Here is an 18932-nt window from a genome sequence, read left to right as displayed (position 1 = left end):
GCATCCTCGTCCGTTGTGAAGAACACGGTGTTGGAGCGGGCCTCTGCCGTCATGCGTGAAACAATTCATGCCTGGCCGTGCTCAAGGACCCTGACGACGTTCGACATCCCGTCCTGCATATATTTCTTCCAAATGCTGCGATAATGAGGCCAAGGATTGGGCGACTCAGCACGCTTGTCGGCTTGAACCCGTATGTCCAAATGATCTTGGTGATTTCGCCGACTTCTTCAAACTGCCACAGACCCCGCGCTTCATTGGTCATCCATCCAAGCGGGCCAGAAAAGCCGGAAACCATGTATCCGAATCGGGCCGAACCGTTCGCCGGCGGCACACCGCCCGTCGGATTGCTAAGGGTTATTTGTTCGCGAAGGCGGGCGCCATCTCCCAACACGACCGTTCGGGACATCCCGACCTCGTCCCACCGTCCGGTCTGACCTTCGACGGCGACCACGGGTGGAATAGGGCCTTTCGCTTTTGGAAACACCATTGGTAGCTCAATCGGAACGAAACGCTCCCACGCCACTGCAAGAGGTATATTGGCAGTTGCCGAAACAACTGCAGACGGTCCTAATGATTTAGGATCAGTGAGATTGTTCGCCACGTCTTCACCCTCTATCAGTTCCCCGAAACATAGTGCGACGTTCGTACTAAATCAATCTTGCTCTCGGATTGTATCTGCGACCTGCTCCAGCAGACGAACAAGCGTTTCGCGGTCCTCTTGGGGAAGGGCATTCAGCATTGCCTCACTTGACTGAACCTGCGCCAAGGCAAGAGAGTCAGCCAAAGTCCTGCCAGCCTTCGTGAGAGTTAAAACCCGAACGCGTTTATCGTCAACACATTGCATTCTTTCAACAAGGCCCTTGGTTTGCAGCCTGCTCACAGCGCTTGTCATGGTTGTTTTTGGCAGGCGCAATGCGCTGCCGATATCTCCCTGAACGGCTGGGCTGCATGCTACGGCGATATTCGCAACGATCGACGTCTCGACAAGGCTCAACCCTTCGTAAGGGCCATCCGGTCGCATCTTGAACTGCGCGATGAGTGTCGTGATCGAATCCGAGAGGCGTTTTGGAAGGTCAGTCATGTCCCTTTCATAGCAAATGCAATCATGCGGATCAGCCTCTATCGGTCCAAAAGCCACGGCTATTTTCAGTTGAGAGACGGCCAAGTGAAGAAGATGCGGCATCGGTCAACGCAACGTGACGACGATCTTCTCAGCGGAGACGCCTGCCTTCTGCGTCTCGAGCGCGGCCTGCAGCGCGTCGAGACCATTGCCGACGATGCGCGCCGCCGGAGCAGGTTTGAGGCTGCCATTTTTGAGTGCCTCGGGCAGATAATCCTCGTAGATCGCCTTCCCCATCTCGTTGTCCCGCAGCGTCAGGCCGAAAATCTGCGTCGCCGTGACGGTTTCCGGTTTATCCTCCGGAATAGGCAGCGTCGACGCGACGGTGCGGTTCCCTTTGAGGCGGCTGACGGCGTCGTAGCACGGGCCTGTCTCGCCAACTGTGAATATGGCTCCGGCGATCTGATGGCCGTCGAAAGCGGCGACAACCGCATCGACGACATCGTTCCGGTGATAGTCGATCACCTCGCGCGCCCCCAAGGCCTTCAACGCATCGGCGTTCTTCGGCGATGCCGTCGTGACGACATCGTAGCCCGCAGCGACCGCGAGTTGGATCGCACAGGAGCCGACGCTGGACGCACCGCCCCATACCAGAACTGTGATGCCGGACTTTTTCGCCCCCATGCGCGGGTGGTCGAGTCCAAGATGGTCGGTCTGGAACAGACCGCAGGCGGCCGTGCCGATACCGAGCGGCAGGACGCAGGCCTGGGTATACGTCATGCTGTTTGGCATCGGCGAAGCCAAGTTCACGTCCAGAATTGTCCGGGTCTGGAAGCCACCTTTCGCCGGGGTATTCGTCCAGCAGCCGACCGCCTGACCCAGCACCCTGTCGCCTACGGCGAACCTTGTGACGCCCGGGCCGATGGCCACGACCTCTCCTGCGACGTCGTTGCCGAGGATCATCGGATATTGCATCCAGTCGCCTACAGGCTGAGCCTGAAGGATCCAGTCGGCGGGATTGATGGCAAGCGCTGCATTGTGTACCGCGATCTCATTCTCGCCGGGTAACGACTCGTCAACCGCCTCGACGCGCAGCGTGGCATCCGGTTTGGGCTGCCAAGCGGCCATCAGATGTGTATCCGTCATGGTTTGTCTCCTTGAAACCGTCTGGTCCTCAGATAGCCCTCGTTTTGCACAACAGGAGCCGTGATCGTATCCCGGTATGATCCTTACCCCGCTCTGCGGAACTGCCTGAAACCGATCGTGCCCGCCGCAATGATCGGCACCGTGGCGAACGCCGTTAAGATGCCCGTGGAGTTCATGGGTGGCGTCAACGGATGTAGATACTTGGAAGGTTCAGTTGGGTCATGCTGATGGGCTTCTTTGCGGGTTTGACGTCTCAAGCCCCGCTGGAATCCATTTTGACAAAGGGGTAAGATATCCTGGTATGGACTGGAGATAGCTGGCGATGGCGCAAGAGGAAGACAACGGCCTTGGCAGATATCTCAAGGATCGCCGCGGCAAGCTGGACCCGGCGGCGTTCGGTTTTCCCCTGACGCGCCGACGCACGCCGGGGCTGCGTCGCGAGGAGGTCGCGCTGCGCGCCAATGTCAGTGCGACCTGGTACACATGGCTTGAACAGGGACGTGGAGGCGCACCGTCCGTTGACGTGCTCGACCGTATCTCGCGGGCGCTCGTCCTGACCCCGGCGGAGCGGGAGCATTTATTCCTGATCGCGCAGGACCGGCCCCCCAAGGCGAAGTATACCGTGCCAGAAGCAATCTCTGACCAGCTCCAGCGCGTTCTCGATTCCCTCGTGTCCAGTCCCGCGGTCATTCGCTCCGCGATCTGGGATGTGGTCGCCTGGAACCGGGCCGCGACGCTGATCCTGAGCGACTATTCCGCGATGGAGCCAGGCGAGCGCAACATCCTGCGTATCTTCTTCACCGATCCCCGAATCCCTAACGGGATGCTGGACTGGGAGCAGGAAGCCCGCTTCATGGTCGCCGCCTTCCGGGCCGATGTCGCGCGTGCCGGCGCATCGCAGGCGACCACGGAACTGGTGGCACAGCTCTCCGCGGCGAGTCCCGCGTTCGCGGCGATGTGGCAAGACAACGAGGTCGCGTCCTACGGCGAAGGGCACAAGAACATCGTCACGGGTGTCCTTGGGCCGATGACTTTGGAATATGCGTCGTTCACCGTCGACGGTCGCCCGGACCTTGGCCTGATGATCTACACGCCGGCATCGCGGGACGTGGCTTCGCGGATCGCGCAACTCGTTGCCGCATCGACGTATTAGTTCCCTTTGGGCAGACTCTGTAAGGGGTTATACCCTGATAAGATCACGTATTGTTCGGACCATCTGCTGGATGGAAAGACGTCTCCAGACATCAATGGAGATACCGATGAACCGTTTCACATACAGACCAAGCGCCTTGGCCGCCATGGCCGCTATCCTGATCTCGGGTCCCGCATCCGACCTTGCGGCGCAGGAGACCGACACGGGCCCCCGTGCCATTCCAGCCCGCATCATCCCCACACCGGAAGGCCTCAGCAAAGCCGGAAGGGCGTTGGTCGCGCAACCGTTCTGGCTGCCGTTCTGGAACGAACATCCAGCATCGGCTGATGTGTGGAAAGCCTATGAGGCGGGGTCCGTGGAGCAGATGGAGCCGGTGCTTGCTGATCTTCGCGAGAGTCTGGGCGTCACCATCGAGCAGGTCGAGATGGGCGGCGTCAACGCTTACATCCTGACGCCAGAGACGATCCCTGCAGCGCATGAATTGCAGTTAATCGTGAACGCGCATGGCGGTGCCTACGTCTTTGGTAGCCGCGCATCCGGAACTTATGAAGCGACGTTGATGGCGGCCTATGGCGGATACCGCGTGCTGGCCTTCGACTACCGCTTGGCGCCTGAAGCTCCCTACCCTGCGGCGCTGGACGACGGTGTCGCCGTCTGGCAAGCCGTGCTGAAGCATTATGAACCCGAACGGGTCGCGTTCACCGGCAACTCAGCCAGCGGCGGGCTGATCGTGGCGATGACGCAGCGGCTCGTAGCCGAAGGCCTGCCGGTTCCTGCAGCCGTGGCCGTGAATACCCCATGGGTGGATCTGGCCGGAAGCGGCGATAGCCTGTCCGTCAATGAGGGCGTGGACAACGTCCTGGTAAGCTATGACGGGTTTCTATCGGACGCAGCGCGCCTCTATGCGGGCGACACCGCGCTGACCGATCCGGGCGTCTCACCGGTCCATGGCGATTTCGCGGGCTTCCCGCCGACGCTGCTCATCAGCGGAACGCGCGACTTGCTGCTGTCGGACACCGTGCGGACTCAACGGGCACTTCGGCAGGCGGGCGTAGAGGCAAACGTGCAGATCTTCGAGGCCTTCTCCCACGGGCAGTATCTCTTCGATCCTGTGGCGCCTGAAACGCTGGAGATCTTTGCGGAGATCACCTGTTTTCTCGACGCGCATCTCGCACCATGAGGTGATCGCGCATACAGTTTCAATCAAGCCCGTCTCCGACTGTGTCAGGCTGTTGCTTGGCGAGGCACTGCCCTCGCCATTGGTTGAATATCTGGACGTGTTACGCGGTGTGCCCGTTCTATCATACGCAATTATAGTGCGACGACCGTGGGCTATCTGCTTAGCAGATCACTGATCTCGGCCGATAGAAAATCGGCAACACGGCGGATACGGGCATTGCTGCGGACATCCTCGCTCATCACCAGCCACACGGGCAACGCACTCAGCGTGATGCAGTCTACCTGCTCAAGTTGGTCGTTGCGCCTGGCGAGGACGAGCTGACCAACGCCGATGCCAGCACCGGCAAGCAGCAGATTCCAATTCATCATGACGTCGTCGGTCCGGATCGCGAACTCTTCGCGCGTCAGAGCGATGCCATAGGCCGAAAAGGCCCTCACCAAAAAATCATTGCGATCGAGGCCAATCAGGTCGTGGTATCGCAGATCGTCCTTCGACGTGATCCGGCCGTGCAGATCAAAGTAGCCACGCGTCGCAAACAGGCCAAGCGGTGTGTCACCAAGCTTGCGGGCGATCAGCGCGTTCTGCGTCGGTTTGGCCATCCGGATGGCGATATCGGCGTCACGCCGCAGAAGATTCTGGTTTGCGTCTGAGGCGACGATCTCGATCTGTATGCTCGGTTCGGCCTGCCGCAGCGCCGCGAGCATCGGCGGCAGTATCAGATTGGCGGCGATCACCGACGCGGTGATCCGCACTGTGCCCTGCAACTGCTGCGACCGACCCTGCGCCTTCAGGTTCAGGGCCTCGGCAGCCGCGCCCATGGCGCGGGCGTCTTCGATGAGGCCGAGTGCCGCCTGTGTCGGGTCCAGTCCTTGCGCCGATCGGGTGAAGAGTATCACCCCGAGTGCCGTCTCCAACTCGCGGATGTGCCGGCTCAGCGTCGGCTGGGTGGAGCCGATGTTCCTGGCCGCGGTCGAAAGCGAGCCGCCCTCGACGACGGCGAGGAACGAACGGAGCAGCGCCCAGTCGAGACTATTCATTTCCGGAATGACCTTATCGTTAATTGGCCGATTACTATTCAAAAATACGGCAGTTACCTTGGTGAGGTCAACCACAAGATCGCGGCCCCGCCCAGCGGTCTACAAACTAGGAGAAACCGACCATGACCAATACCAGCAGCCAGACGCAATTCATCACCACCGAAGGCGGCCGTGTCGCGTTCGAAGATACCGGTGGCAACGGCCCCGCCATTCTCGCCATTCCCGGCATGGGCGATCTTCGTTCGGAATACCGGATGATCCGCCCGGTTCTGCAGCAGGCCGGTTACCGCGTCATCACCATGGATGCCCGCGGTTTCGGAGAAACCTCCGCTACGTGGAGCGATTATTCTGCCCGCGCTGTAGGGCGGGACGCAGTGGCCGTTCTCAAGCACCTCGGTGTCGGACCGGCCACCATCATGGGCAACTCCTTCGCCGCAGGATCAGCCCTCTGGGCCGCACAGGATTCAGCGGAGAACGTCAACGGCGTCGTGCTGTTGGGGCCGATCGTCCGCGATCTCGAAGCCTCCTTCATCCAGAAGCTGTCTCTCAAGATCGGCTTTGCCGGCCCTTGGATGGTCGCGTTCTGGACCATGTACTGGAACACCCTGTTCCCGACCGTCAAGCCCGCCGACCATGCCGCCGTGAAGGCCGCGATCACCCAGAACCTGCGCGAGCCCGGACGCATGGACGCCCTGAAGGCGATGCTCTCCCTCTCCAAGGCCGATACCGCCGCCATTCTCGCCAAGACGACCGTTCCCGCATTGATCGTCATGGGTACCAAGGACCCGGACTTTGGCGATGCGGTCGAGGAAGCGCGGACGCTGGCCGGCCTGCTGGGGGCACAGACCATTATTGTCGACGGTGCCGGACACTATCCGCACACCGAAATGCCCGAGATGGTCGCACCAAAGCTCCTGTCCTTTCTGGACGATCTGAAAAGCAACGGCGCCAATGACCGCCTGCGCGCCGTCGCCTGAAGCGACATCGCCTCTGATCCAGACCGCCGCTCAGCGAGAGCGGCGGCGCTAACGAAAACCTTGAAGGATTTAAACCATGCGCTGCAAGAACCTAACCGATATCGATGCAACGCGGATGACCACCCAGATCGTCCTCCCCGGAGTTGTCGCGCCGTCCGGACTGCAGGTCCGCCAGGTCGGCATACCTGTTCCCGGCGCCAATCAGGTGCTCTTGCACATGGAGGCGAGCGGTGTGTCGTTCGCCGAAAAAGCGATGCGGCGCGGGCGCTACCCAATGCAGCCGAAGTTTCCATTCGTGCCGGGCTACGATGTGGTCGGCAAAGTTCTCGAGGTTGGTCCAGGCGGTGATCCGTCGATGATCGGGCGGCGCGTTGCGGCGGCTCTGAAGACCGGCGGCTGGGCGACCCATGTGCTGGTGTCAGCAGACGAGATCGTGCCGGTGCCGGGGGGCGTCGCAGCGGCCGATGCGGAGACAGTGATCGTCAATGGCGTCACCGCCTGGCAGATGCTCTATCGCAAGGCGCAGGCCAAGCCAGGTCAGACGACCCTGGTGCTTGGCGCGTCAAGTGGTGTCGGCACCATCCTCGCGCAGCTCGCCATTGCTGATGGCATGAGGGTGATCGGCACGGCGTCGCCGCGCCATCATGCGGCGCTCAAGGCATTTGGTGTCGAACCGATCGACTACGCCGACCCGGACGTCGCGGCGCGCGTGCGCGCCCTGTCGCCGTGCGGTGTTGATGCGGTGTTTGATCATCTGGGCCCAAGCAGCGTCAGGCAGAGCTTTGGGCTGCTCGACCAGGGTGGCATCCTCGTCGTCTATGGCATTGCGGCGGACCTCGACAAGAAGACGGCGATGTTGCCGCGGTTCCTCGGGCTGCTTGCGACACTCTCGCTCTGGTCAGCGTTGCCTAACGGCAGGCGCGCGATGTTCTACGATTTCTGGCAAGGCATGCTGACCGGCAAGGCGGTAGCGAGGCAGCGCCGCCGCGAGGATATGGCGAAGGTGATGGAGCAGCTCGCGACAGGTGCAATCAAGCCGATGATCGCGGCGACCTTCCCGCTTATCGAGGTGGCGGCGGCGATGGAGAAATCCGAGGCGCGCGGCTTATTCGGAAAGGTGGTTATCGTACCGTGAAGCATGTGACTCGCGAAATTGAAATTGCAACACTGAGAATTCCTAAGGCTGACTTGCGCGCTGTCAATCCGGCGGAATGGGCCGCCGCACTGCATATTACAAGATACTGTCCATAAAACCCAACTTTTCAGAACAAAAGTGCGCAGTTGTCCTTTGTCGTACTTGAGGTCGAGCCGTTGATTCAGCGCGATCACATCCGCTGGGGATGTCAGTCGCCTCCATGACTGGCACTACTGCGCTGAAACCTTCCTTGAACGGCAGCAAACGCGCGCTCGCCACATGTACATTGGCGTGAGGAAAGCTCTACGATCGTACCCAAGCGGGTCTTCGATCGCCTTCTTTGAAACGGCTTCCACGGCGGCGCCGGTTGCGGGAGCTTCATGCCTGCTGAGGCTGCCCCTCAAGTCTTTTCCTCAATCAGCCGAATCAGCTCCTGCACGGCGGCGCGATACCCCGGCGCCCCCAGCCCCGCCATGACGGCGGTAGCGACCCCGGACACCAGCGAATGATGGTACATCTCTTCACGTTTGTGGATGTTCGAGATGTGAAATTCGATCAGCGGACCGGGAAACATCTTGAGCGCATCCATGATCGCCATGGAATAGAAGGTAAAGGCGGCGGGGTTGATGATCATTCCCGCGCCATTGTCAGTCGCCTCGTGAATCCAGCCGATCAGCTCGGATTCCGAATTGCTTTGCCAGAACGCCAGCGGCCAGTCGCCAGCGGCTTCGCGGCAGATCGCCTCGACCTCGGCCAGTGTCGTATGGCCATAGATCTCGGGCTCTCGCTGGCCGAGTCGATTCAGGTTCGGTCCATTCAGGACATAGATCGGTCGCATGACAGTCATCCTGTGTAGCCAAAGAGACGCGGTAGCCAGAGCGATATGCCCGGCACCAATGTGATCAGGGCCAGCGATGCGATCAGCACCAGCAGGAACGGCATCACTTCCTTCACAATGCGACCCAGTGGCTGGCCGGAAATGGTGGTCATCACGAACAGCAGAAGGCCATAGGGCGGCGTGATCAGGCCCAGCATGATGTTCACGACACAGACGATCCCGAAATGCACCATGTCGATCCCAAGCGCATTGGCTGTCGGAATGAACACCGGCACGACCACCAGCAGGATCGTCGTCCCCTCCAGCAGACAGCCGAGGATCAGCAGGATCACGTTGACCATCAGCAGGAACTGCACCGGTGTCATGTCGAACCCGGCCAGGAAGGTGCTGAGGCTGGCGGGGATATTTTCGACCGTGACGACGTAATTGTAGACTAGCGCCCCGGCGATCAGCATCCCGATGGATGCGGTGGTGCGGGCAGAGCCGGACAGCGAGGCCCGTAGCGATGCAAATGAAACGCTGCGGTACAGAAACGCCGACACCAGCAGCGCATAAAGGGCTGCGACGGCTGCCGCCTCCGTCGGGGTGGTGGCTCCGCCGTAGATGCCGCCCAGCAGGACGACCGGCATCATCAGCGCAGGCAAGGCACGGAAGGTGACACCGGGCAATTCGCGCAGGGGCACCGGATCCTCGATCGGGAAATTGCGACGGCGCGCGGTGCCCACGATGATGCCGGCCTGTGCCAACCCCATCAGCAGTCCCGGCACGACACCCGCAAGAAACAGGAACCCGATGGACGCGTCCGAGACCAGTGCATAGACCACGACAGGGATCGAGGGCGGAATAATCGGGCCGATGACGGCGGAACTGGCGGTCAGTGCGGCGGCAAATGCGGGTGGATACTTGCCCCCTTCGGTCATCATCTTCTGCATCATCTTGCCGGTGCCTGCGGCGTCCGCGATGGCGGACCCGGACATGCCCGCAAAGATGACCGACTGCACCACGTTGACCAGCGCCAGCCCGCCTCTGAACCGCCCGACAAAGGCGTTGCAGAATGTCAGCAGGCGCAAGGTCATGGACCCGGAGTTCATCAGCTCCGCGGCAAGAATGAACAGCGGCACGGCCAACAGGATGTAGCTGGTGAACAGCCCGTTCAGGATCTGTTCCGCCGCGATGCCCATGTCCTGCCCTGCCAGCAGTAAATACAGGATCGACGAACAAATCATCGCGTGCCCGATGGGCAGCCCCAGCAGGGCCAGCGCGACGATGGAAATGACACTCAGGGTGAAGGGATCGAACATTATTCCTCCACCTCGTCCATCATCGTGTCGGGCACATGACCCCGGATCGCCTGCACCAGCAGGTAGACATAGCGGATCAGCACGGCCACGACGAAGACCACGAAGATCGAGAACAGGTGGTCATACCGGATGTCGAGGTAAGAAGTCTTGGTCACCTTCATGAAGGTCACAAAGTCCCAGGTTGCGGGCAGCGAATAGCCGTAAAGGAACAGCAGGGCCAGCGACGACAGGATCACCATGATCCGCCGGACGCCAGGCCTGACCGAGGTGTAGAGGATATCGAAGCGGATCTCGTCCTTTTCGGGCACCACGAAGGCCGCACCCCACAAAACCAGCCAGAGCCACATGACGATCGAGAGTTCCGACGCCCAGCCGACGGGCAGGTTCAGCAGGTAGCGGAACACAACCTGACAGATGAACGCGATGAACATCACAGCCAGCATGATCGACGCGATATCGTCGGCGCGCCGGTGCAACCAGCTGCCGACCCTCCTCGAACGTTTCATTTCCGCACTCCCCCCTCAGAAAGGCCATGCCCGCGAAACGCTGCGGGCATGGCACGGCACCTTACAGCGCGTTGATCTTGTCCAGCATACCCTCTGGCCAGTCCTTCGAGATATCCGAGTCCAGATACATCTGCTGCGCATGCGTGCGGAAGGCATCGACGTCGGGGGTCGAGATCTTCAGTCCCTTCTCCTCGAAGAACGCACCCAGCTCGTCCTCACGCGTCAGATGCTGCGCAGTGCTCCAGGCAATCGCCTCGTCGGCGGCTGTATCGAAGGCCGTGCGCTGCTCTTCGGTCATGGCGTCATAAGCGGCCTTCGAGATCACAAGCAGATCGTAGCCGACCAGATGCGACGTGCGCACGATCTGGTTCATCACCTCGTAGAACTTCATGTTCTCGACGTTGGGATAGGGGTTATCCTGCCCGTCGATGGCACCGGTCTGCAGGCCGGTATAGACCTCTGCATAGGCCATCGGCGTCGGGTTTGCCCCCAGCGCCTCGCCAAGGAATTGCCAGGAATCGCCGCCGGGCATCCGCAGCTTGATGCCGCTCATGTCCTCTGGCGTCATGATCTCCTTGTCGATGCGCAGACCGACCTGACGGGTGCCGAAATAGGTCGGCCCAAGGATGTGGATGCCAAGCTGGTCTTCGGCCAGCTTCTTCATCTCGGCGCCGGCGTCGCTCTCGAAGAAGGTCTTCAGGTGGGCGGCGTCGCGGAACAGATAGGCCGACGTCAGGATCGAGAATGCCGGAATCTGGTTGGCGATGTCCTGCGGGGCGACGTTGCCCATCTCAAGATTACCGCGCTGAATCGCGATGATCTCGGTGCCTTGTTTGAAAAGGTTACCGCCGTAGAACATCTCGACCTCGGCGGTGTCGGCGACGGCAGCCTGAAACTGCTGCATCATTTCGGCGCGGATGTCCTGTTCGGAAAACACCGCCGAAAAGCGCAGCTTCGGCTTGTCCTGCGCCCATGCGGGCAATCCTGCTGTCAGCGCTAAGGCGCTTGCCGTCAAAAGACCGAGGGTAGTTCTGCGTGTCGTTTTCATCATTGTCTCCTCCTTGATGATCCGTAATTTCAGATGCGGGGCATTGCGACCGACCGCATCAGCCGCGCTTGCGCCGCGACGCGGTAGGGGGCGTTGGGACCGCCGTAGCCGATGTAGCCGTGCCGGCGCTCGACAATCTCGAAAAAGATGCCGTCGCCGAAGGGGCGGGAATAAAGCTGGACAAAACTGGCGTCGCCGACCCGGTCATAGAGCAGGTTCAGCGCGCGCAATTCTGCGACCTCCGCTGCGCCCAGTCCGAACCGGGCCGCGAGGTCGTCATAGTAGTTCTGGGGGATTTGCAGCGCCTCGAAGCCGTTCGCCGCCAGCGCCTTTGCTGCCGCCCTGATGTCCTGCGTCTGGAACGCGACATGCTGCACGGACGACCCGAAGCTGTCCGCGATAAAGCGCCCGGCGAACGTCCGGTGCGTTTCCGCGCCATTCAGCGTCAGCCGCAACGCGCCGTCCGGTCCCGCGATCGCCTGCGACCGGACCAGTCCATGCGGGTCCACAACGTCCACGACAGGCTGCTTTTCCACGTCGAACAGGGACAAGTAGAACAATGACCACGTGAGCATTTCTTCGTAGTTCATTGTCTGAGCGATGTGATCGATCCGGGTCAGACCCGCCGCGACGGGTGCGGCATCGTCGGCGACGGCGACGAATTCCGTCTGCCACAGGTCGGACAGTGCGCTTTTGCGGTCGATGAAGTGCAGGATACCGCCACCGACCCCGCGGATCGCCGGGATGTCGTGCTCTCCCGGTCCGACAGGCTGCGCAAACGTACTGGCCCCCAGCGCCTTGGCCCTCGCCACGGTCGCATCGGCGTCATCTACCGACAGGCCCACGTCGCAGATGTTCAGACCGTGCGCGATATGGGCCGAGTGAGCAAAGCCTTCGACCTCGGTATTGATCACGATGCGGATGTCGCCCTGCTGCCACAATTCTACTGCTTTTGTGATGTGCCGTCCGACCCTGGCAAAACCGAGGCTGCGCAGCAGCGCGGCGAGTGCGGCTGCCTCGGCCTCGCTCGCAGCAAATTCGACGAAAGCCACGCCGTCGCTGCGGATTCGGTCGGGCATCGGCAGCGAGGTCAGCTTGATACCCGGCTCATGCCGAGCCACCTGATCCATCAGGAACACCAGGGAGCGGTGCCCGTCGACGGCGATCGTGCGGGGGCTGCCACCGCGGAATTGGTCGTTGAAAACCTCAAGGCTCAGCGGCCCGTCATAGCCCGTCGCTGCCACCGCCCGCATGAAGCCCTGCACGTCCAGATCGCCCTCTCCCGGCATGTTGCGGAAGTGGCGCGACCAATACAACAAGTCCATCTCGATCTGCGGCGCATCCGCCAGTTGAACAAAGAATATCTTGTCGCCGGGAATGCTGCGGATCGTATCGGGGTCTATCTTGCGCGCCAGCGTGTGAAAGCTGTCGAGGATCAGCCCGACACTCTTGTGGTCGGCCCGGCGCACAATCTCCCAAGCGTCGCGGTGATCCCTGACGTGGCGCCCCCAAGCCAATGCCTCGAACCCAACGCGCAGACCTCGCGCCGCAGCCCGGTCGCCCAGTTTAGCGAAATCAGCCGCCATGCGGTCGATACCGCCAAGCGCTTCGGGGTGAACGGACGAGCAGACCAGCACCAGATCGGTGCCCAGGTCCTGCATCAGGTCAAACTTGCGTTCCATCCGGTCAAAGGCGCGGCCGCGCAGCGGTTCCGGCAAGCCTTCGAAATCGCGGAAGGGCTGGAACAACGTGATCTCCAGCCCGTGGTCGCGCACCATCGCGCCGACCTCACGCGGGCCGCCGTCGAAGGCGATGAAGTCCTGCTCGAAGATCTCGATTCCATCAAATCCGGCGGCCGAAATAGCCGCAAGCTTCTCGCGCAGATCGCCCGCAAGACAGACTGTGGCGATAGAGGTCTTCATGCCGCGGCCCCGCTGTTAAATTCATCGAAGGTAGCCTGCATCCGCGTGGGATCCGCGGGCAGCCCGGTGAACAACTCGAACGCACGGACCGCCTGAAACAGAGCCATGCCGGAACCCGGCAGAACGGCGCAGCCCAAGGCGCGTGCGCTGGCCAAAAGAGCGGTCTCCAACGGGAAATAGACGATGTCGGCCACCCAGTGCCGTGTTGCGATCAGCGCTTTTGGCAACGGCAGACCCGGCAGCTTGACCATGCCGACCGGGGACGCATTCACGATCCCGTCCACCTGCGAGGCCGCCGTATCCAGATCCGTCACGACCTCCGCACGGTCTTCCCCGAAATGAACACCCAGCGTCTTCGCCAGTCGCGCGGCCGCGCCGGGGTTCGTGTCATGGATCATCAGCCGCTTCACGCCGCTGCCCAGAAGCGCTGCCGATACGGCTCCGCCTGCCCCGCCGGCGCCGATCAGCAGAACGGCATCCCGATTTGCATCCGGCAATCCACGCCGAAAGCTTTCGGCAAATCCCCAGTAGTCGGTGTTGTGACCCAGCCGCCGCCCATCTTCAAAGACGACCGTGTTGACCGCACCCACGTTGCGCGCGTTCTCTGACAGCTCCGACAGATGCGGGATGATGGCCTGCTTGAAGGGGAACGTGACGTTCAGACCGTCAAAGCCTGCGGCCTCGACCTGAATCAGAATCTCTTCCATCCCGGGCGCCGGATCGCAGTCCGCCAGATCGATCAGTCGGTAATCGTAGTCCAGACCCTGTGCCGTGCCTTCCGCCATGTGCATGCGCGGCGTGCGCGAGGCGCCAATGCCATGGCCCAGCAGACCGACAAGCACGCCGCGGTCGCCGCGTCGCAGTCGGCTGTCCACGCTGGGCATCCAAACTCTGGTCAAGATGACGATCCTCCTCCGGTCCGGCCCTCAACCGGATACCGACACATTGTTCGTTACAGTTAATTCTGTCAAGTCAATGTTCGCATCATTACATTTGGCGGATCACTCGCAGTCACACGACGGGACATCTCGATGAAAATTCATTATGCAAACCCTTGATCGGCGAAGGAGACCCGCGGACATGGCGCAGACGACAGACAGCGATGAGACCGGCGATACGCCGCGCCGCAAGTGGAAGCAGGACCCGGACGGCGTACGCAGCGATATCCTGCGGGTCGCACGGGAGGTCTTTGCCCAGAAAGGCTTATCAGGCACCCGCATCGACGAAATCGCTGCCCGAACGTCGACGTCCAAGCGAATGATCTATTATTATTTTGCCGACAAGGAGGGCCTCTATCGCGAGGTCCTGGCCGATGCCTACCGGCAGACGCGGGAGGCCGAGGATGCGCTGAAGCTGGCGGACATGCCGCCCGAGATTGCGCTGCGCAAGCTAGCCGAATTCACATTCGACAACCACCAAAGGTCACAGGACTTCATCCGGCTTGTCATGATCGAGAACGTCCACGAAGCGCGTCACATGCCTGACGCCAGCGACATGTCGGGCGAGAATTCGTCGGCTATCCGGATGCTCGAAGACATATATGCGCAAGGACTGGCGCAAGGCACCTTCCGTAACGGTTTTACGGCAGTCGAGCTTCACTGGCACATTTCGGCGCTGAGTTACTTCAATGTGTCGAACCGGGCGACATTTTCGCACATCTTTGGCGATAGGTTGTTCGACGACGCGGGCCAGGCGACACTGCGCCAGCACGTCGGAGATATGATCTTGCGCCTGGTCATGATCTGACTGGCCACTGAAATAGTCGTCTCACCAAAGTGTCACGCCATCGCATGTAAGTGAATTCGCCAGTCCCCTGTGAACTGAATTTTCAAATTCCTGGTGCACATTCCGGGGTGATCCGATCGGAGATTCCGATTTGTTCCGGTCACCCTTTTTTGGTGTGGATCTGAGGCTGCTGGGCAGTCCTGTGGCGAGCTACGCTTGCTCTTTCGAACAGACCGGGCGGCCCTATGAAGAGACTGACGATGCGGAAGATCAGAGAAGCGCTGCGGCTGCATGCCAGCGGTCGTCGACCAGGAGCCTTCAAGCTGACGATGTCATCGCAAAGGAAATGGCGCAAACTCGACGGCCAAAACCGCCTACCTGAGATCGTCCAAGGGGTTGAGTTCCGCGACGGTCTCCGCCGCCTTCAAACGGCCGCCTGATCAACCGTCACCAACTTTTGCCCATATCTCGTTTCCGCAAGACATGGGGCGCAGGCTTCACCGTTCCCAACCAGATCGTCGTGACGCGCGGTGTCGCATGCCTTTTAGCTAGCGCAATAGCGTAGATCATGCAGTCCATACAGACATTCATCGATGAAAGAGAGCAGTCGAATTCATAGGGGTCCGGTGCTTCAAAATTTTGTCCAAAAAACAGTCAGGAAAGAATTGCTGTCCATTACCAGAATTCTGTCCACAAAACGCATGTTTTGCAAACACCCTAAAGAGGACCGCGCACGGCATAAAGGCCCGGTTGGCGGAAAAGCACCAACTCGCTGTGGCTGCGCCATTAGCCTGTTTCGATCGTACGGCACACAACTCGGTCTCGGAAAAACCAAGCAGGTGCGGCCCGGAACTCAATTCTGAGAGCTTGTCATCCTTATTCGCGAGTGGGCATTCGTCAACACTCAGGCAGCCGCAGCCGATACATCCTGTGAGTTCGTCTCCTAGGCTTTTCAAAGGCTCTATCCGTTCGGTCAAATCGTTGCGCCACGCCGTCGAGACACGTCCCCAATCCTTTGTGGACATCACCTTGTCTTTGGGGATGGTCTCGATCACCGACTGACCAAACCTCACCATCCCTAGACCAACGATCAGACTGAACCGCACGATCAAGGACGCGACCGTCAAACAATATCACTACGACAGCCGCGACCAGCTGCGCACGCACCTTGCGGACTTCATGGCGACTTATAACTTCGCACGGAGGCTTAAAACGCTCAGCGGGCTCATGCCCTACAAATATATTTGCAAAATCTGGACATCAGAACCGGACAGATTCATCATCAATCCAAACTACCAGATGCCGGAACTGAACACCTAAAAGGGAACTGCTTTAGCCATGCGTTCGACACGCAAACGACCGCCGAAAACCGGCGGTCGCATGTTACGATCTTCGGGGGATCAGCCGACGTATTTGCGGATCTCACCTTTTTTCATGCGGCTGCTGTAGGATGTCAGCTCACCCCGAACGACGCGCATGAGAAAATAAAGCGCCGTGATATTCACGACCGCCATGGCAAAGATCGCTGCGTCCGAAAAGTCGATCACCGGACCAAGGCTGGCCGCTGCCCCGATGACGATGAACACGCAGAAGATGATCTTGAACGTTAGCTCTTGTGCCTTCCCTTCACCGAACAGATAGGTCCAGGCCTTCAATCCGTAATAGGACCAGCTGATCATCGTCGAAAAGGCGAACAGGATCACCGCGACGGCCAGAACGTAGGGAAACCACGAAAATGCCGTGGCAAAGGCGGCAGAGGTCAGCGCGACCCCGGTATTGCCGTCGATTGTCGTGATCGCAGTGCCCGCCTCGTTCAACACGAAGCGGCCCGTTTCGGGGTCCGTGATCAACTGGCCGGAAATCGTGATGACCAGCGCCGTCATGGTGCAGATGACCACCGTATCGATGAAGGGTTCCAGCAGCGACACAAAGCCTTCGGTGATCGGCTCTTTCGTCCGCACGGCAGAGTGGGCGATCGCCGCAGATCCGACGCCCGCCTCGTTCGAGAACGCGGCCCGCTTGAAGCCCTGGATCAGCGCGCCGACAAGGCCGCCCGCCACACCCAGACCGCTGAACGCGCCTTCGAATATCTGGCCGAAGGCCCAGCCGATCTTGTCGTATTCCACGATCAGCACGACCAGCGCCGCACCGACATAGAGGATGCCCATGAAGGGCACGATCTTTTCGGTGACGCGGGCAATGGATTTCACACCGCCGACGATCACAGCAAAGACAATGCCGGCAAAGATGACGCCGGTGATCCAGCCCGGAAATTCGCCCGTGATATTGACAATCTGCGCATGCGCCTGATTGGCCTGAAACATGTTCCCGCCGCCCAGAGAGCCAAGGATGCAGAAGATCGAAAACAGGATGGCAAGGAACTTGCCGCCCGGCAGTCCCAATTCTTCAAAGCCTTTCTTCATGTAATACATCGGGCCGCCGGACACGGTGCCGTCTGGATATTCGTTGCGGTATTTCACACCCAGCGTACATTCGGTGAATTTGGACGCCATACCCATCAAACCCGCAAGGATCATCCAGAACGTGGCCCCCGGCCCGCCGATACCCACGGCCACCGCGACGCCCGCGATGTTGCCAAGGCCCACGGTCCCGGACAGCGCTGTCGCCAGCGCCTGAAAGTGGCTGACCTCGCCCGCGTCGTTGGGGTCAGAGTAGTCGCCCTTGACCAGCGCGATGGCGTGGCCAAAAAACTTGAACTGCACGAAGCCGAAATACAGCGTAAAGATCGTGGCCCCGACGACAAGCCACATCACGATCCACGGAAAGATCGTGCCAGGAAACGGCGCGAAGATGAAGTTGACGAACGGCCCGGTCGCTGCTGCAAATGCGGCGTTGACCTTCTCATCAAGCGTCTGCGCCTCTTGTGCTACGGCGGGCGCGGCGGCAAGACTCGCGAACAGGGCAAAGATAAAGAGTCTGATGTTCAGCATGACGCCCCCTCTCAATTCACGACAGTGACGGGCACGGTGGCCTGCATCACGAGGTTTGTTGCGGAACTGCCGAAGATGCGCGCGCCAAAACCAGACTCTGCCTTGCGGCCGATCACGATCATCTCGGCATCTTCGGCCTTGGCCAATGTCTCCAGCGTGTCGGAGACATGGCCATGCCGCACGATACCGCGTGCGCGGATGCCATCGGCGGTCAGCTTGGCAACCGCAGGATCGACGACGCGGCTCTGCGCCAGATCAATCTCTTCCTCGCGGCGCTTGTGCCGTTGGGCGTTTTCTTCGGCGCTTTGAAAGGCGAAGGGTGACCATTCAATCACGTAGGCCACGATGACCTCGCAGTCGCCGATCAGTTTGGCCAGCTTTTCAGCATGCGCCATCGCCCGTTCGCCGGATGCAAGGCCGTCCAGCCCCACCAGCAATTTCGTTATCATAGTGAAGCCCCCGGTGTGAATGTCCCCACCTTCGGGGCTCTGGGACACAGCCTAAACAGGAATGACCTGTTCAACCTACTATTTTCGCGTCCCATTACGGGTCGGGTCACGTTCATCACGATTTTAGGACTGGAATTTTGTCTGGATATCAGCCCCCAGGTTGCTCGTTCCAAGCTGCTCTGCGAAGATACTAAAGGCCCAAGGTGGCCATCCTATCGGTATTGGGAGCGCCCTGCCCTGCCTTTCGCCGCCAGAAATCTTGTTCCAAACTTTAACGGTAATTCTAGGTTTTTGAACGGCCTCAGCTGACTCTCTGATGCGAGCTTTTGGCTATTAGCTCGCATGGCGTCCGGTGGGGTGGTGTTATAGAAAAAAGGGCTATCTGGCAGCTTCAGTGTTTCCCGCATTCCACAACGCACGCTTTCCCGCCATGATATGTGCAGAGCCTGCAAGGATCCGCCCCATGACCGACGGCCCAAAAGGGGCTTGGAACCGCAGCAAGGT

General features: G+C 60.2%; 19 protein-coding genes and 1 pseudogene. 7 read left to right on the top strand and 13 right to left on the bottom strand.

Annotated elements, in window-relative coordinates; translation table 11 throughout:
• Positions 1–49: 49 nt before the first annotated feature.
• The 3 genes from GLR48_RS24965 to GLR48_RS24955 all read right to left on the bottom strand — a co-directional run bounded on the left by GLR48_RS24965 (position 50) and on the right by GLR48_RS24955 (position 2206).
• On the bottom strand, positions 50–601 hold the full coding sequence (locus GLR48_RS24965; protein ID WP_237066883.1) for a hypothetical protein: 552 nt from the start codon (positions 599–601) through the stop codon (positions 50–52).
• A gap of 51 nt (positions 602–652) precedes the next feature.
• Positions 653–1081, bottom strand: coding sequence for a MarR family winged helix-turn-helix transcriptional regulator (locus GLR48_RS24960; protein WP_237066881.1), 429 nt, complete (start codon positions 1079–1081; stop codon positions 653–655).
• Positions 1082–1186: 105 nt separating this feature from the next.
• Positions 1187–2206: a zinc-binding alcohol dehydrogenase family protein gene (locus GLR48_RS24955; RefSeq protein ID WP_237066879.1), complete on the bottom strand. Its 1020-nt coding sequence runs from the start codon at positions 2204–2206 to the stop codon at positions 1187–1189.
• A gap of 322 nt (positions 2207–2528) precedes the next feature.
• On the opposite strand from GLR48_RS24955, the gene GLR48_RS24950 reads away from it, so the two are divergent.
• Both GLR48_RS24950 and GLR48_RS24945 read left to right on the top strand, forming a co-directional pair.
• Entirely contained in the window at positions 2529–3359 is an 831-nt protein-coding gene (locus GLR48_RS24950) for a helix-turn-helix transcriptional regulator (RefSeq protein ID WP_237066877.1), read from the top strand.
• A 106-nt stretch (positions 3360–3465) separates the two neighbouring features.
• Complete coding sequence (locus GLR48_RS24945) at positions 3466–4539, top strand: alpha/beta hydrolase (RefSeq protein ID WP_272911734.1); 1074 nt, start codon at positions 3466–3468, stop codon at positions 4537–4539.
• A 152-nt stretch (positions 4540–4691) separates the two neighbouring features.
• Here GLR48_RS24945 and GLR48_RS24940 read toward each other — a convergent pair whose 3' ends face one another.
• Positions 4692–5576 (bottom strand): LysR family transcriptional regulator, encoded by an 885-nt coding sequence (locus GLR48_RS24940; RefSeq protein ID WP_237066875.1) that lies wholly within the window; start codon positions 5574–5576, stop codon positions 4692–4694.
• 122 nt (positions 5577–5698) lie between these two features.
• Here GLR48_RS24940 and GLR48_RS24935 point away from each other — a divergent pair, with 122 nt between their 5' ends.
• On the top strand, positions 5699–6553 hold the full coding sequence (locus GLR48_RS24935; RefSeq protein WP_237066873.1) for an alpha/beta fold hydrolase: 855 nt from the start codon (positions 5699–5701) through the stop codon (positions 6551–6553).
• A 76-nt stretch (positions 6554–6629) separates the two neighbouring features.
• Positions 6630–7688, top strand: a complete 1059-nt coding sequence (locus GLR48_RS24930; protein WP_237066871.1) for a medium chain dehydrogenase/reductase family protein — start codon at positions 6630–6632, stop codon at positions 7686–7688.
• A gap of 400 nt (positions 7689–8088) precedes the next feature.
• On the opposite strand, the gene GLR48_RS24925 is transcribed toward GLR48_RS24930, so the two are convergent.
• The 6 genes from GLR48_RS24925 to GLR48_RS24900 form a co-directional block, all read right to left on the bottom strand.
• The gene (locus GLR48_RS24925) at positions 8089–8526 is read right to left on the bottom strand and encodes a type II 3-dehydroquinate dehydratase (RefSeq protein ID WP_442915877.1); all 438 of its coding nucleotides are present in this window, start codon (positions 8524–8526) and stop codon (positions 8089–8091) included.
• A 5-nt stretch (positions 8527–8531) separates the two neighbouring features.
• Complete coding sequence (locus GLR48_RS24920) at positions 8532–9827, bottom strand: TRAP transporter large permease (protein WP_237066867.1); 1296 nt, start codon at positions 9825–9827, stop codon at positions 8532–8534.
• Entirely contained in the window at positions 9827–10333 is a 507-nt protein-coding gene (locus GLR48_RS24915; protein WP_237066865.1) for a TRAP transporter small permease, read from the bottom strand. Before GLR48_RS24915 ends, GLR48_RS24920 begins: the two co-directional genes overlap by 1 nt.
• A 61-nt stretch (positions 10334–10394) precedes the next feature.
• The gene (gene dctP, locus GLR48_RS24910; RefSeq protein ID WP_336886677.1) at positions 10395–11381 is read right to left on the bottom strand and encodes a TRAP transporter substrate-binding protein DctP; all 987 of its coding nucleotides are present in this window, start codon (positions 11379–11381) and stop codon (positions 10395–10397) included.
• Positions 11382–11410: 29 nt separating this feature from the next.
• The gene (locus GLR48_RS24905; protein ID WP_237066863.1) at positions 11411–13303 is read right to left on the bottom strand and encodes a bifunctional sugar phosphate isomerase/epimerase/4-hydroxyphenylpyruvate dioxygenase family protein; all 1893 of its coding nucleotides are present in this window, start codon (positions 13301–13303) and stop codon (positions 11411–11413) included.
• Entirely contained in the window at positions 13300–14202 is a 903-nt protein-coding gene (locus GLR48_RS24900; RefSeq protein WP_237066862.1) for a shikimate dehydrogenase, read from the bottom strand. The genes GLR48_RS24905 and GLR48_RS24900 overlap by 4 nt, the downstream gene beginning before the upstream one ends.
• A gap of 181 nt (positions 14203–14383) precedes the next feature.
• Here GLR48_RS24900 and GLR48_RS24895 point away from each other — a divergent pair, with 181 nt between their 5' ends.
• Entirely contained in the window at positions 14384–15049 is a 666-nt protein-coding gene (locus tag GLR48_RS24895; RefSeq protein WP_237066861.1) for a TetR/AcrR family transcriptional regulator, read from the top strand.
• Positions 15050–15273: 224 nt separating this feature from the next.
• Entirely contained in the window at positions 15274–15468 is a 195-nt protein-coding gene (locus GLR48_RS24890) for a hypothetical protein (protein WP_237066977.1), read from the top strand.
• 147 nt (positions 15469–15615) lie between these two features.
• Here GLR48_RS24890 and GLR48_RS24885 read toward each other — a convergent pair whose 3' ends face one another.
• Positions 15616–16083: a hypothetical protein gene (locus tag GLR48_RS24885; protein WP_237066860.1), complete on the bottom strand. Its 468-nt coding sequence runs from the start codon at positions 16081–16083 to the stop codon at positions 15616–15618.
• Here GLR48_RS24885 and GLR48_RS24880 point away from each other — a divergent pair.
• A pseudogene (locus GLR48_RS24880) lies at positions 16075–16348 on the top strand (IS3 family transposase); the annotation flags it as partial. The gene GLR48_RS24885 and the pseudogene GLR48_RS24880 overlap by 9 nt on opposite strands.
• Positions 16349–16428: 80 nt before the next feature.
• Here GLR48_RS24880 and GLR48_RS24875 read toward each other — a convergent pair.
• Positions 16429–17979 (bottom strand): alanine/glycine:cation symporter family protein, encoded by a 1551-nt coding sequence (locus GLR48_RS24875; protein ID WP_237066859.1) that lies wholly within the window; start codon positions 17977–17979, stop codon positions 16429–16431.
• A gap of 11 nt (positions 17980–17990) precedes the next feature.
• On the bottom strand, positions 17991–18428 hold the full coding sequence (locus GLR48_RS24870) for a universal stress protein (RefSeq protein WP_237066858.1): 438 nt from the start codon (positions 18426–18428) through the stop codon (positions 17991–17993).
• Positions 18429–18932: the final 504 nt, after the last annotated feature.

Origin of the sequence: Loktanella sp. M215 (assembly GCF_021735925.1) — a bacterium.
Lineage (GTDB): Bacteria > Pseudomonadota > Alphaproteobacteria > Rhodobacterales > Rhodobacteraceae > Loktanella.
This window is presented reverse-complemented; position numbering and strand designations above follow the sequence as displayed.